Here is a 12,935-nt window from a genome sequence, read left to right on the forward strand (position 1 = left end):
AGGAATTATCTGCAGGGCGATACCTTACCGGCTTCGCGTCCAAAGCATGCTGCCGTAACGGATCGCGAACAGGGCGAAGGCGCCGCTCCACAGGGCGGCGGCTATGCCCAGGGCCGGGTACTGGAGCGTGCCGAGCAGGATCGGTGCGAACGTGCGCACAACCGCACCGGCGATAACCAGAAGATAGATCAGGCTGGTCCATCCGTCGGCGGTCCGCGCGCGGCCGGTATGGCCAAGACTGGCGCGGGTCATCACAGCGAGCGTCATCGTGCCCATGGCGCCGGCCGTCAGCGCGTGCAGCGCAGCGGAAGCCGGCACGATCGCCGGCAGCAGGGCGCTCAGCCCCATCAGCAAAAGCGCGACCGGTACCCAGGCGTAGCCGGCATGGAGGACGAGGACGAGCGGCTCGGCCCCCGTCCGCCAGCCCTTCCAGCGCGCCAGCCGGAGCGTGTGCAGTGCGCCGGCAGCCAGCAGCAGGGCGCCGGAGAACCAGTCCTGCGGGGCCAGGATCCAGGCCAGGAGCCCGAGACCGGCGAAGATGAGCGTCGCCCCGTCGAACCGGTCCATCGGTGCGGGCAGGCTGTCGCCGCGGCCGGTCTGTACCAGCCAGTTGCGGGTAAAGCTCGGCACGATCCGGCCACCGATCAGCGCGATCAGAAGGGTGATGACGGCAATCGCGATGCCCTGGGCCGGGCGCCAGCCGGAACCGGTTGCCAGGGCCAGGTGGAAGCCGGCATTCGCGAGAGCGAAAAGCGTCGCCAGCACGCAGACCGGCAGATTGCGCGTATTGCCCCCCGTGACGACTTCGCGGGCCAGGACCGCGGCGAGCACGATCAGGAAAGTACTGTCGATCACGGCCGCAATCGGGCCCAGCGCATCATAGGCGAGCATGGCGGCCCGGCCGGCGGCCCACAGGCCGAACAATGTGATCAGGGGCAGCCCCCGCACGGGCAGCCGCCCGGTCCAGTTGGGCACGGCGGTCAGCAGGAAGCCGGCGACGATGGCACCAATGAAGCCGAACAGCATTTCATGGACATGCCAGGCCAGCGCCGGCGCCGCGCCGATCACGGCGTTGCCGGACAGATAGCTCCAGATCCACAGGGGGGCAGCGAGGGCGCCCCAGATCGCGCCGAACAGGAAGAAGGGGCGGAACCCGAAACTGAACAGAGCGGGGCCCGCATACTCGCGGCGGGCACTGATTGGATCCTGCGGCATGGCGCGTCGGAGGGCGGATTTATCAATGCTGGGCACGGTGAACCTCGAAATCTTGGAATTGGGCGCCCAGCTCGGCCATCAGGGCCGTATCGTCGAGCGCGGTCTTTCCCGGCCAGGCCACGCGGTCCGGGGTTCTGCACTCTTGGAGCACAAAGCGCGACACCCCGATTTGATCCAGCGCAAATGCGATGGATCTGAGGGCGGCGGCATCGAGCCTTTCCGGCCAGACCGTGGTGCGGACTTCATAGGGCACGCCCGAGGCGGCGAGGATTTCCAGCGACCGCAATGCCTTGGCTCCGGCCGGCGCGACGCCGGTGACGCCGGCATAGTCGGCGAACGGGGCCTTCACGTCGAAGCCGACCCAGTCCAGCCGGGGCAGGAGGGCCTGCAGCAGGCCAGGCGCGGTGCCGGCCGTGTGCAGCGCCACGGCCAGTCCCATTGCACGAACGCGGTCGACCGCGTCCGCCAGCGCCGCCTGTGCCAGGGGTTCGCCGCCGGAGAAGACAACGCCGTCGATAAAGCCGTGCCGCGCCTCGATCGCCGACAGCACCGCCTCGAAATCCAGCATGCGTTCGGCCGTGGCCGGGATGAGATCCGGATTATGGCAATAGCCGCAGGCCAGCGGACAGCCCTGGCAGAAGACCACGGCAGCGAGGTGACCGGGGAAGTCGACCGTGGAGAACGGTTCGACTCCCCCGACGCGGAGCGGTCGGTTCGCCATGTCAGGCGGCGGTCAGGCGGGCCCGCCGCTCCTCGAAATGCGTGCGCTCCTCGTGTTCGCCGCGCTTGCCCGGATTGAAGGCGGCGACCGGCCGGTGATAGCCCATCACCCGGGTCCAGACCTCGCAGGGCTGCCGGTCTTCCTCGGCGAGCACGCTTCCCTCCGGCAGCGCGGCTTGTTTCTCGGCATCGCATTTGGGGCAGTGATGATGCTCGCCGGCCAGATAGCCGTGGGTCGGACAGATCGAGAAGGTTGGCGTGATGGTGATGTAGGGCAGGCGGAAATTCGACAGCGAGCGCTGCACCAGGCGGCGGCAGGCCTCGGCCGAGGAAATCCGCTCGCTCATATAGAGATGGAGCACGGTGCCGCCGGTATACTTCGTCTGCATCTCGTCCTGGCGGGAAAGCGCCTCGAACGGATCGTCGGTGAAACCGACCGGCAGCTGCGAGGAATTGGTGTAGTAGGGATTGGCGTCGGTGCCCGCTTGCAGGATGCCGGGGAAGCGTTTGCGGTCTTCCTTGGCGAAGCGGTAGGTCGTGCCTTCCGCCGGCGTGGCTTCCAGATTGTACATGTGACCGGTGGCGTCCTGGAATTCCAGCATGCGCGCGCGGACATGGTCGAGCAGGTCCAGCACCATGGATGCGCCGTTCTCGGTCGTGATGTCGTCCGTGTCGCCGGTGAAATTGCGCACCATCTCGTTCAGCCCGTTCACGCCCAGCGTCGAGAAGTGATTGCGCAGCGTGCCCAGATAGCGCTTGGTGTAGGGGAAGAGCCCCTTGTCCATCAGCGCCTGCACGTATTCACGCTTGATCTCCAGGCTGTCGCGGCCCAGGTCCAGCAACCGGTCGAGTTCGGCAATCAACCCGTCCCAGTCGCCTTGGAAACGATGGCCCAGCCGGGCGCAATTCACCGTCACCACGCCGATCGATCCGGTCTGCTCGGCCGAGCCGAACAGGCCGTTACCGCGCTTGAGGAGCTCGCGCAGATCCAGCTGGAGGCGGCAGCACATCGAGCGCACCTGGCCCGGCTTCATGTCGGAATTGATGAAGTTCTGGAAGTAGGGCAGGCCGTATTTCGCCGTCATCGCAAACAGGGCCTGGGCATTCTCGCTTTCCCAGGGGAAGTCCTCGGTGATGTTGTAGGTGGGGATGGGGAAGGTGAAGACGCGGCCCTTGGCGTCGCCGGCCGTCATCACGTCGATGAAGGCGCGGTTGATCAGGTCCATCTCGGCCTGCAGATCGCCATAAGTGAAATCGGCTTCCTCGCCGCCGATCAGCGGTGTCTGCTCGCGCAGGTCTTCCGGGCAGACCCAGTCGAAGGTGAGATTGGTGAAGGGGGTCTGCGTGCCCCACCGCGAGGGCACGTTCAGCGAGTGGACGAATTCCTGCAGGCCCTGGCGCACGGCGTCATAGTCCAGGCCGTCGACGCGCACGAAGGGCGCCATATAGGTGTCGAAGGAGGAGAAGGCCTGGGCGCCGGCCCATTCGTTCTGCAGGGCGCCGAGAAAGTTCACGGCCTGGCCGAGGGCGACGCTGAAATGCTTGGGCGGTCCGGCTTCGGCCTTTTCGGAGACGCCGTTGAGGCCTTCGTTGAGCAGCGTGCGCAGCGACCAGCCGGAGCAATAGCCCGACAGCATGTCGAGATCGTGGACGTGGATGTCGGCCTCGCGGTGCGCCCGGCCGATGGCGGCGGGATAGACCTGGTCGAGCCAGTAATTGGCGATCACCTTGCCGGAGACGTTGAGGATCATGCCGCCCAGGGAATAGCCCTGATTGGCATTGGCCTTGATGCGCCAGTCGGCGCCGCCGAGATATTCCTCGACGGCATGGGCCACATCGATCTGGGTGCCGCGGACAGCCGGTTCGCCGTCCTGGGTCGGGGTTGAGTCGAGCATCGGAAACTCCCTTCGCGAATCAATATTTGGTGTTTGCGATGGAATTGAGCTCTATATGTAGTATTTCGTCGAACTGACAGATGGTCGCAGGGACGCCCTGTCGCACCCGGGGGCTGCCCAAAAAAAACGCCCCCGGCCAGAGGGAGGCCGGGGGCGGATGGAACTGCCGGAGCTTCTGGGGAGGCCCCGGCAGCCGGTTGGCGTGTTATTCCGCCGGTGTTGCCACCGGTGCGGGTTCCTCGCGCTGGCCGCGGAAGCCGGCCCAGACCAGGCGGGCCGCAAAGGCCGCCAGGACGAAGGCGCCGGCGCTGAAGACGATGTCTCCGGGCACCCGCATCCAGACGAGGAAATGGATGATCTCCTGCTGCAGGAACTCGGCCGAGCGGGCGTACCAGAGCCCTTCGGTGATCGAGGCATAGGCCTGCAGCCCGCCGACCGGGAAGAGGCTCATGAAGACCATCATCGCCAGGCCCCCGTTGAGGAGCCAGAACGACCAGGCGAGCATCTTGTCCGACCAGGCCTGCTTCGCGAACAGTCCGCGGAAGCAGAACAGCATCAGGCCGATACCCAGGAGGCCGTAGACGCCGAACAGGGCGGCGTGGCCGTGCGTGGCGGTCAGGTTGAGACCCTGCACATAGTACAGCGAGATCGGCGGATTGATCAGGAAGCCCAGCAGGCCTGCGCCTACGAGGTTCCAGAAGCACACGCCGACGAAGAAGTAGAGGGGCCATTTATAGTTCTGGACCCACTTGGCCGCCTTCGTCATGCGATAGTTCTCCAGCGCCTCGTGACCGATCAGGGCCAGCGGCACCACTTCCAGCGCCGAGAAGACGGCACCCACGGCGATGACCGAAGTGGTCGCACCGGTGAAGTAGAGGTGGTGGAGCGTGCCCAGCACGCCGCCGGTCAGGAAGATGATCGTTGCGAACAGCACGCCATGATTGGCGGTGCGGGCGCGCACGAGGCCCAGCTTGACCAGCAGGAGCGCGATCGCGGCCGTTGCGAAGACCTCGAAGAAGCCTTCCACCCACAGGTGGACAACCCACCAGCGCCAGTACTCGATCATCGACAGGTGGGTGTGCTTGCCCCAGGTCAGGCCGGCGCCATAGAACAGGCCGATGGCGATGGTCGACAGGAAGAGGATCACCGTCAGCGGACGGCCCTCGCCCGGCTGTTTCAGGGCCGGCCAGAGGGCGCGGCCGACAAGCGACAGCCAGATCATGAGGCCCGCGAACAGCAGCAGCTGCCAGAAGCGGCCCAGATCGACATATTCCCAGCCCTGGTGTCCGAACCAGAAATTCATGTCCAGATCGAAGACCTGCTGCACGCCGAGCCATTCGCCGGCCATGGAGCCGACCACGACGATCAGCAGGGCGACGTAGAGCACGTTGACGCCCAGCGCCTGGAATTTCGGCTCCTTGCCGCCCAGAACGGGCGCCAGATAGAGGCCGGTGGCGAGCCAGGCGGTCGCGATCCAGAAGATCGCCAGCTGGGTGTGCCAGGTGCGGGTGACGGCGTAGGGGATGATGTCGGAGATCGGGATGCCGTAGAAGTCATGGCCTTCCACCGCATAGTGGGCGGTAACCGCACCGAGGAATATCTGCGCCAGGAAGAGGGCGATGACGGTCCAGAAATACTTCCGGGTCGCCTTCATCGAGGCTGTCGGCTTGAGACCCGTGAAGGGATCTTCCTTCGGCGGGACCGGTGCTTCTTCTTCCTTGCGGCCGGCATGCCACCAGACCAGCGCGGCGATGCCCGCGATCAGCAGGATCACCGACGCGATGGACCACATGATGTTCGGGCCGGACGGCGCATTGCCGACCAGCGGTTCGTGCGGCCAGTTATTCGTGTAGGTGACCTCTTCGTCCGGACGCTGTGTCGTGGTCGCCCAGGCCGCCCAGAAGAAGAAGGCCGTCATGGCTTCCCGGCGCGCAGGATCCGGGATCGCATTGTTCGCGATCGCATAGTCTTCACGCAGGCCTTCCAGGGCGTGCGCATCGCCGAACAGATCGACATAGTGACGCGACACCATGGCGATGGCCGCGGCGCGGTCGTCGCTGATCGTGATATGGCCGGTCGTGGGATCGTAGGTGTTCTCGCGCTGCGCGGCTTGCAGGCGCGTCTGCAGGCGTGCCTGGTCTTCTGCCGCCAGTGCGCCATAGGCCCGGCCGTACTCGGCCTCGGCCCAGCCATCCAGGATCACGAGGGATTCCCGGTGCAGCCAGTCGGCCGACCAGTCCGGTGCGAGATAACCGCCATGGCCCCAGATCGAGCCGACCTGCTGGCCGCCCATGGACTGGTAGACCTGACGGCCGGTCTGGATATCGTCGCGGGTAAATACGGTTTCACCCGACCGCGTAACAACGGCGGACGGGACGGGCGGGGCCTGGCGGTGGATCTCGTTGCCCAGCAGGCCAAGCCAGCTGAACGACACGATCAGTATCAACGCCAGGATCGCCCACATCTTTCTCATGGAGCGCTCCTGCATGGTTTTCTCCCTCGGCTTGAGCGTAAGGCCGCGCTCCCGCCTTCCGGGAGCGATGATGCGACCTCGATAGCCGAAAGGATCCGGGCGCGATTTGCGCTCGCGCAATTTGCGGGAATCTCCCGTCAGACGGCGACGGCGTGGCGCGCGGTCGACGTCGGCAGATAGGCGTCGAACGCTGCTGCGACGCTGCGCACCAGCGGCCGGTAGTCGGGATTCATCGCCAGCCGGTTGCCCTGGCGCGAGAGGATGCCGGCGTGTTCGAACGCCGACAGGTCGGGCATGTCGAACGCGGTACCAGCTGCCGCCGCGATCGCATCGACATCCACATCGAGATGGCACATCAGGCGTTCGATGATGGCCCGGCGCAGCCGGTCGTCCGCTGTCAGCGCGTAGCCGCGGGCGACAGGCAGATCGCCGGCCTCGACGCGTCTTTCCCACTCGTGATTGTTCGTTGTGTTCTGGGTATAGCCCTGCGGCATCCAGCTGATCGCCGAGGCGCCCATGCCGATGATCGCCGTGGCGGCATCAGTGGTGTAGCCCTGGAAATTGCGGTGCAGGTTTCCGGTCTCCAGCGCGATCGCCATCGGATCGGTGCGATAGGCGAAATGGTCCAGCCCGATCTGCACATGTCCGCCCCGCGTCAGGGTCTCGGCGATGGCGTCGGCCTGGGCGAGACGCTCGGCCGCGCCCGGCAGCGCCTCGTCGCGGATCATCTTCTGGTGCGGTTTCATGTGCGGCACGTGCGCGTAACCGAAGACCGAGAATCGGTCCGGCGCAAACTCCAGCGCCGTTTCAGCGCTGGCCACACAGTTTTCGACCGTCTGAAACGGCAGGCCGTAGAGCAGGTCGAAATTGAGCCCCTCAACGCCGCCCGTCCGCAGCAGGTTCACACAGGCCTCGATGCAGTCCCGGTCCTGCACCCGGTTGACCGCCCGTTGCACCTCTTCGTCGAAGGTCTGCACACCGAGGCTGGCCCGGTTGACGCCGGTCTCGCCAAAGGCCGCGGCCATTTCCGGCGAGAAGATGCGGGGATCGACCTCGACCGCCACTTCCGCATCGCCCAGCACATCGAAACGGTGACGCAGCCGGTCCATCAGCGCGGTAAAATACGGCGCGGGCAGGTAGGTCGGACTGCCCCCGCCCCAGTGGATATGGCTGACTTTCAGCCGCCCGGGGGTTCGGTTGGCGATCGTGTCGATCTCCTTGAGCAGAACCTCGGCATAGGCCTCGACCGGCGCCAGCCGCCGGGTCGCCTTGGTGTGACAACCGCAATACCAGCACATGGTCCGGCAGAAGGGGATGTGCAGGTAGAGCGAGACCGGCATGGCCGGGTCGAGCTCGCCCAGCCAGCGGGCAAAGCTGACGGCACCGATATCGGGCGTGAAGTGGGGCGCAGTCGGATAGCTGGTGTAGCGTGGTATCCGCTCGCCGGCGTATTTCAGGATCGTGTCGGTTCTCATGCGTGCTGGATAGCCGTTTGGCGCCGGGCGCGATTTGAGGTAACGCAAACCGTCTGCACACGGGGCCGCATCATGGACAAGACTGCCAGGATCGCCATTGTCGAACGCGCCAAACTGTTTGCCGGCCTGCCGCCGGAAACACTGTCGGAGGCGGCCGAGACCGCCCAGGTGCGTGTGGTCGACAAGGGCGATGTCGTCTTCCGGCAGGGGGACGAAGCCGGTCACCATTTCATTGTTGCCTGGGGGCGGTTGCGGCTGGATCAGACGACGCCCGACGGCAAGAATATCGTGCTGCGCTTCATGGGGCCGGGCGATCTCGTCGGCTCGGTCGCTGTTTGGCGCAAGGTGCCCTATCCGGCCACGCCGCTCGCGGTCGAGGAGACGCGGCTGCTGGTCTGGAGCGATGCGCGGATGATGGAGCTCATGCAGGCGCATCCGCCTCTCGCGATGAAGGCCATGAACATGATGGGCGGGCGGATCGAGGAATTGCAGGAACGCCTGCAACAGGTCGCCACCCAGCAGGTCGAGCGGCGGATCGCGGCGACCATTCTCAAGATCGCCGGCCAGTCGGGCCGCAAGACCGAGGCCGGTGTGGAGATACCCTTCGCCCTGTCGCGCCAGGATCTCGCCGAGATGACGGGCACCACATTGCATACGGTCAGCCGGACCCTGTCCGGATGGATCGATGAAGGCATTCTCGAAGGGCGCCGGTCCAGCCACTTGGTGATTTGCCGGCCGCACCGCCTGGTGGAGATTTCCGAGCAGGCCTGAGACAGATTTCCCGTGATTTGCGGCGTGACAAATCGCCTCCCGGCATGGCGGCCATACTGCGGCCGTGCCTGGAAGGAGATTGCCATGACAGATCGGATCGAAACCATGGTCGTCGGCGAGCTGATGACCCAGTGGCCGGACGCGGTTCCCGTCTTCATCCGTCACCGCATGGCCTGTCCGGGATGTGTCATGGCGCCCTTCATGACCGTCCGCGAGGCGGCCCACGAATACGGACTCGATCCCGAGGCCCTTGCCGGAGAGCTGGCGCAGGCGATCGGCGCCGGTGAGAGGCCGCATGCTGCCAGCTAATATGGTATTATTTACCTGAATTTACGAGAGAATATGGCCATTCTCGCGGCGATTGACTTGCAAGTGCGGACGCGTTGGCGCAGTCTGGCGTGCCGGACACGCTCGGCAGGATTTCTCGCGCCATGGCAGAAAAGACCTTTGCGGAAGGCCAGCTTGAAGCGCTGATCCACACCGCGGTCGACGGGATTCTCTGTATCGACCGTGGGGGACATGTCAGCCTCTACAATCCTGCATGTGAGCGCATTTTCGGCTGGACGGCGGACGAGGTGCTTGGCCGGAATGTCTCGATGCTGATGCCACCGCGCTATGCCGAGCGGCATGACGGCTTCATCACCAATTATCTCACCACCGGAACGCCGCGAATTATCGGCATCGGCCGCGAGGTCGAAGGCTTGCGCAAGGATGGCAGCGAGTTCCCGATGGACCTCTCTGTCGGGGAGTTCGAGACCGGCGGGGAAAGCTGTTTTGTCGGCATTGTCCGTGATCTCTCCCAGCGTGTTGCAGCCGAACGGCGTCTGCGCGATCTGCAGGCCCAGCTGACGCATATGGGTCGGGTCGGAGCTGTGGCGGAGATGGGCTCGGCACTCGCGCATGAGCTCAACCAGCCATTGACGGCCATCTCGCTTTTCCTGACAGCATCGGAACGGTCGCTCGAGGCCGATCCCGCGAAGGCGCGGGAATTGTTCGCCCGGGCCCAGGACGAGGCCTTGCGCGCCGGCGAGATCGTGCGCCGCATCCGCCAGATGGTCGAACCCGGCGATGATGAACGCCGGGAGGTGCGGCTTGCCGAGATCGTCGTCGATGCCGCGGAACTGTGCAGTGTCGTTGATGATGGCGGCCGGGCGCGGGTCGATCTGTCCGGTGTTGACGAGACGCTGGAAGTTTTCGCCGATCCGACCCAGATCCGCCAGGTCCTGGTCAATCTGGTCAAGAATGCGATCGACGCGACGTACGGTCAGGATGCACCTCTCATCCGGGTCCGCGTGTCGACGGGTGATGACGGCATGGCCGCGATCGAGGTCGAGGATAACGGGCCTGGCATCGCCCACGATCTCGCCCCCAACCTGTTTTCCCCCTTTGTGACAAGCAAGAAGGACGGGCTGGGGATCGGCCTGTCCATCTGCCGGACGATCGCTGAATCGCATGGCGGCAGCCTCGAACTCGTCGATCCGGCGCGCCAGGACCGTCTGTCCGGCGCCTGCTTCCGTCTCAACCTTCCCATGGAGTAGCCGTATGCCCGCAGGCGAAATCTCGATCGCCATCACCGATGATGACGATGCCGTCCGCGAAGGACTGGCGGCGGTGCTCGATGGTCCCGGCCGCCGCCTGACGCTGCATGCGCACGGTCTGTCCTTTATCGAGCAGGTCGGCGATGCGCCGCCCGACATCGCTTTCCTCGATCTGAAAATGCCCCAGCTCTCCGGTCTCGACGTACTGCGCCGGCTGGCCCCGGTCTCCTTTCCGGTGATCATGATCAGCGCGCACGGCGATATCGCAACGGCGGTCGAGGCGATCCGGCTCGGAGCGCACGATTTTGTCGAGAAGCCCTTCAAGCCCGCTTCGATCGAGGCGGCGATGGCGCACGCGCTGGACGCCGGACGTCGGCCGTCCGGAGATGCGGACGCTCTGATGTCGGCCCTGACGGATCGCGAGCGCGACATTGCAGATGCGCTCAATCGGGGGCTGACAAACAAGGAAGTCGCGCGCGAGCTGGATATCAGTCCGCGCACGGTCGAGATCCATCGCGCACGTGTCTTCGCCAAGCTCAGTGTGCGCAATGTGGCCGAGCTCGTGCGTCTGATGTCGCGCTGACCGCGAGCGATTGATTTCGCGCAAAGCACGCGAAGTGTCTTCGCGATAGAGCCTGTCGGGTCATGACCCCGCTGGCCATCATACTTGTCGAAGCCGATCCGTCAGTGCGCGAGGCCTTTCAGGCATTCGCGCAGGCGCTGGGCTTTGTGCTCACGGTTTTCGAGACCGTTGACGCGGCCATTGCCGGCGCGAGACCGCTCGGAACCGACATCCTTATTGCCGATCTTTCCGCCGATGCGGATATCCGCCGTCTGTTGGCCTGGTCGGGCGCGCTGGGCACCCGTCCGGCAACCATCCTTCTGACACACCAATCCCCGGCAATGCTTGAGCGCCGGCTCGCTGAAGCGCGGGACATCAAGGTTCTGCGCAAGCCGGTCGCGGCGGCCGAAATCCTGGACGCCCTGAAGGCCGTCACGGACACTCGGGGCCGGGCATAGGGAAAATCCCGTACGCGGTGATGCGAATTTTTTCGCGGCGGCCGGTCTGACAAACAAGGGCTCACGAACGCACCACGCCGGAGCCCGAACCATGATCCAGGAAACCCGCCGCACACTGGCCAGCCACACGCCGGTCTATTTCGCCGGTGACCGCGCCACCGACCTTGTCCGGGTCGAGCGCGGTGTCGTGATGGTGTTCAACCTGTTCGAGGATGGCCGCCGCCAGATCGTCGACTTCGTCACGGCGGGCGAACTCCTCCATTTCCAGTTCGACGGTGAGCTCGATCACTATGCCGAGGCGATCACCGAGGTCGAACTGGTTTCGGCGCCGAGTGATGCCGCCCTGTCGGACCCGGCCTGGGCCGAATACGTTTTCCAGCAGATGCGCGGACGGCTCGACCGCGATCGCCGTCATGTCACCCTGCTGGCCCAGAAGTCGGCAGCGGAACGCCTGGCGGAATTCCTGATCATCGTGTCGGACCGGCTGTCCACCCCGATCGGCGATATCGAACTGCCGATGACCCGGCAGGAAATCGCCGACTATACCGGCCTGACCATCGAGACGGTTTCGCGCCTGTTTTCCCGCTGGATGCGCGAACGCCGCCTGGTTGTCACCGGCAAGCGAACCTACCGCATCGAAGGCGCTCTGGCCGCCTGACCTTTCTCCCCAGTCCGGGTGCGGAATTCCCGTTTCTTTTGTTCAAGCGCAAGTCGCGAACCGCCCGGACCTTCTAAACCCCGATCATCACAACGCTGCTCAAACGGAGTGCAAGACATGAAAACCCGCAGCCTGAAAAACATCCTTGTCGCCGGCACCGCGACCGCACTGGTGGCCGCTGCGGCGGCTTTCATCCTCCAGCCGCTGGCCTACGGCCAGGACGATGCGGCTCCGGTCGCCAATATCGTCCGCGACCCGCACGAAGTGCCGGCGCCGATCACGGCCCGCGAGCCGCAGCGCCACCTGGTGGAACTGGAAACGGTGGAACTGGAAGGCCAGCTGGCCGACGGCTCGACCTACACCTACTGGACCTTCAACCATCAGGTCCCCGGACCGATGATCCGCGTCCGCGTCGGTGACACGGTGGAAGTCCGCCTGACCAATCACGAAGACAGCCTGATGCCGCACAATGTGGACTTCCACGCGGTAACGGGCCCCGGCGGCGGCGCTCCCGCGACGCTGGCCGGTCCGGGCGAGACCCGCTCTTTCGTCTTCCAGGCGCTTAACCCCGGCGTCTACGTCTATCACTGCGCGACGCCGATGGTCGCCAGCCACATTGCCAACGGCATGTACGGCCTGATCGTCGTCGAGCCGGAAGACGGCCTGCCGGAAGTCGATCGCGAATTCTACGTCATGCAGGGCGAGATCTACACGGAAGAGGAGTTCGGTACGCCGGGCCACCTGACCGAAAGCATCGACAAGCTGCTCGACGAAGAGCCGGAATACTACGTCTTCAACGGCGCGGCCGGCGCCCTGCGGGACAATCCGCTGCAGGCCCGGGTCGGCGAGACCGTCCGCATCTTCTTCGGTGTCGGCGGTCCCAACAAGACGTCGTCCTTCCACGTGATCGGCGAGATCTTTGACGAGATCTATCCCTTCGGTTCCTTCACCTCGGAGACCATCAGCGACGTACAGACCGTGACGGTCGCACCGGGTGGTGCCGTCGCCGTCGACTTCGCACTGGAAGTGCCGGGTAATTACATCCTGGTCGACCACGCCCTGTCGCGCGTCGAACGCGGCCTGGCCGGCATCCTCCACGTCGAAGGACCGGAAAACCCGGAAATCTTCGAGCCGCTCAGCGGCGTCTCTGAAGACTCGGGCCACTAGGCC

Annotated in this window: 12 protein-coding genes; 7 read left to right on the forward strand and 5 right to left on the reverse strand. The window is 65.1% G+C overall.

From position 1 onward, the window contains the following. Positions 1-24: 24 nt before the first annotated feature. The 5 genes from JJ918_RS14275 to hemN all read right to left on the reverse strand — a co-directional run bounded on the left by JJ918_RS14275 (position 25) and on the right by hemN (position 7,778). On the reverse strand, positions 25-1,215 hold the full coding sequence (locus tag JJ918_RS14275) for an NnrS family protein (protein ID WP_291888651.1): 1,191 nt from the start codon (positions 1,213-1,215) through the stop codon (positions 25-27). Between the two features lie 22 nt (positions 1,216-1,237). Then, positions 1,238-1,936 carry an anaerobic ribonucleoside-triphosphate reductase activating protein gene (locus tag JJ918_RS14280; protein ID WP_291888654.1) on the reverse strand — a complete coding sequence of 233 codons (699 nt, stop codon included), beginning with the start codon at positions 1,934-1,936 and terminating at the stop codon, positions 1,238-1,240. Position 1,937: 1 nt separating this feature from the next. After that, positions 1,938-3,830, reverse strand: coding sequence for a ribonucleoside triphosphate reductase (locus JJ918_RS14285; protein WP_291888656.1), 1,893 nt, complete (start codon positions 3,828-3,830; stop codon positions 1,938-1,940). Between the two features lie 205 nt (positions 3,831-4,035). After that, complete coding sequence (locus JJ918_RS14290; RefSeq protein WP_291888658.1) at positions 4,036-6,303, reverse strand: nitric-oxide reductase large subunit; 2,268 nt, start codon at positions 6,301-6,303, stop codon at positions 4,036-4,038. A gap of 137 nt (positions 6,304-6,440) precedes the next feature. Further along, a complete protein-coding gene (gene hemN / locus JJ918_RS14295) occupies positions 6,441-7,778 on the reverse strand; it encodes an oxygen-independent coproporphyrinogen III oxidase (RefSeq protein WP_291888660.1) in 1,338 nt (445 codons plus the stop codon). A gap of 72 nt (positions 7,779-7,850) precedes the next feature. On the opposite strand from hemN, the gene JJ918_RS14300 reads away from it, so the two are divergent. The 7 genes from JJ918_RS14300 (at position 7,851) to nirK (ending at position 12,932) form a co-directional block, all read left to right on the forward strand. Next, positions 7,851-8,549 (forward strand): Crp/Fnr family transcriptional regulator, encoded by a 699-nt coding sequence (locus JJ918_RS14300; RefSeq protein ID WP_291888662.1) that lies wholly within the window; start codon positions 7,851-7,853, stop codon positions 8,547-8,549. Between the two features lie 84 nt (positions 8,550-8,633). Further along, complete coding sequence (locus JJ918_RS14305; RefSeq protein WP_291888664.1) at positions 8,634-8,858, forward strand: DUF1858 domain-containing protein; 225 nt, start codon at positions 8,634-8,636, stop codon at positions 8,856-8,858. 122 nt (positions 8,859-8,980) lie between these two features. After that, positions 8,981-10,087, forward strand: a complete 1,107-nt coding sequence (locus tag JJ918_RS14310) for a PAS domain-containing sensor histidine kinase (protein WP_291888666.1) — start codon at positions 8,981-8,983, stop codon at positions 10,085-10,087. A gap of 4 nt (positions 10,088-10,091) precedes the next feature. Next, the gene (locus JJ918_RS14315; RefSeq protein ID WP_291888669.1) at positions 10,092-10,670 is read left to right on the forward strand and encodes a response regulator; all 579 of its coding nucleotides are present in this window, start codon (positions 10,092-10,094) and stop codon (positions 10,668-10,670) included. Between the two features lie 62 nt (positions 10,671-10,732). Continuing rightward, positions 10,733-11,107, forward strand: a complete 375-nt coding sequence (locus JJ918_RS14320) for a hypothetical protein (RefSeq protein ID WP_291888671.1) — start codon at positions 10,733-10,735, stop codon at positions 11,105-11,107. Positions 11,108-11,198: 91 nt separating this feature from the next. Further along, entirely contained in the window at positions 11,199-11,765 is a 567-nt protein-coding gene (locus tag JJ918_RS14325; RefSeq protein WP_291888673.1) for a Crp/Fnr family transcriptional regulator, read from the forward strand. A 117-nt stretch (positions 11,766-11,882) separates the two neighbouring features. Continuing rightward, on the forward strand, positions 11,883-12,932 hold the full coding sequence (nirK, locus tag JJ918_RS14330; protein WP_291888675.1) for a copper-containing nitrite reductase: 1,050 nt from the start codon (positions 11,883-11,885) through the stop codon (positions 12,930-12,932). The last annotated feature ends 3 nt before the right edge of the window (positions 12,933-12,935 follow it).

It is taken from the genome of Maricaulis sp., from assembly GCF_017642925.1.
Lineage (GTDB): Bacteria > Pseudomonadota > Alphaproteobacteria > Caulobacterales > Maricaulaceae > Maricaulis.

What these genes read in the sequence shown, in the direction of transcription:
- JJ918_RS14275 (WP_291888651.1), bottom strand. Translation starts at nt 1,215, where the DNA reads ATGCCGCAGGATCCAATCAGTGCCCGCCGCGAGTATGCGGGCCCCGCT.
- JJ918_RS14280 (WP_291888654.1), bottom strand. Translation starts at nt 1,936, where the DNA reads ATGGCGAACCGACCGCTCCGCGTCGGGGGAGTCGAACCGTTCTCCACG.
- JJ918_RS14285 (WP_291888656.1), bottom strand. Translation starts at nt 3,830, where the DNA reads ATGCTCGACTCAACCCCGACCCAGGACGGCGAACCGGCTGTCCGCGGC.
- JJ918_RS14290 (WP_291888658.1), bottom strand. Translation starts at nt 6,303, where the DNA reads ATGAGAAAGATGTGGGCGATCCTGGCGTTGATACTGATCGTGTCGTTC.
- hemN (WP_291888660.1), bottom strand. Translation starts at nt 7,778, where the DNA reads ATGAGAACCGACACGATCCTGAAATACGCCGGCGAGCGGATACCACGC.
- JJ918_RS14300 (WP_291888662.1), top strand. Translation starts at nt 7,851, where the DNA reads ATGGACAAGACTGCCAGGATCGCCATTGTCGAACGCGCCAAACTGTTT.
- JJ918_RS14305 (WP_291888664.1), top strand. Translation starts at nt 8,634, where the DNA reads ATGACAGATCGGATCGAAACCATGGTCGTCGGCGAGCTGATGACCCAG.
- JJ918_RS14310 (WP_291888666.1), top strand. Translation starts at nt 8,981, where the DNA reads ATGGCAGAAAAGACCTTTGCGGAAGGCCAGCTTGAAGCGCTGATCCAC.
- JJ918_RS14315 (WP_291888669.1), top strand. Translation starts at nt 10,092, where the DNA reads ATGCCCGCAGGCGAAATCTCGATCGCCATCACCGATGATGACGATGCC.
- JJ918_RS14320 (WP_291888671.1), top strand. Translation starts at nt 10,733, where the DNA reads ATGACCCCGCTGGCCATCATACTTGTCGAAGCCGATCCGTCAGTGCGC.
- JJ918_RS14325 (WP_291888673.1), top strand. Translation starts at nt 11,199, where the DNA reads ATGATCCAGGAAACCCGCCGCACACTGGCCAGCCACACGCCGGTCTAT.
- nirK (WP_291888675.1), top strand. Translation starts at nt 11,883, where the DNA reads ATGAAAACCCGCAGCCTGAAAAACATCCTTGTCGCCGGCACCGCGACC.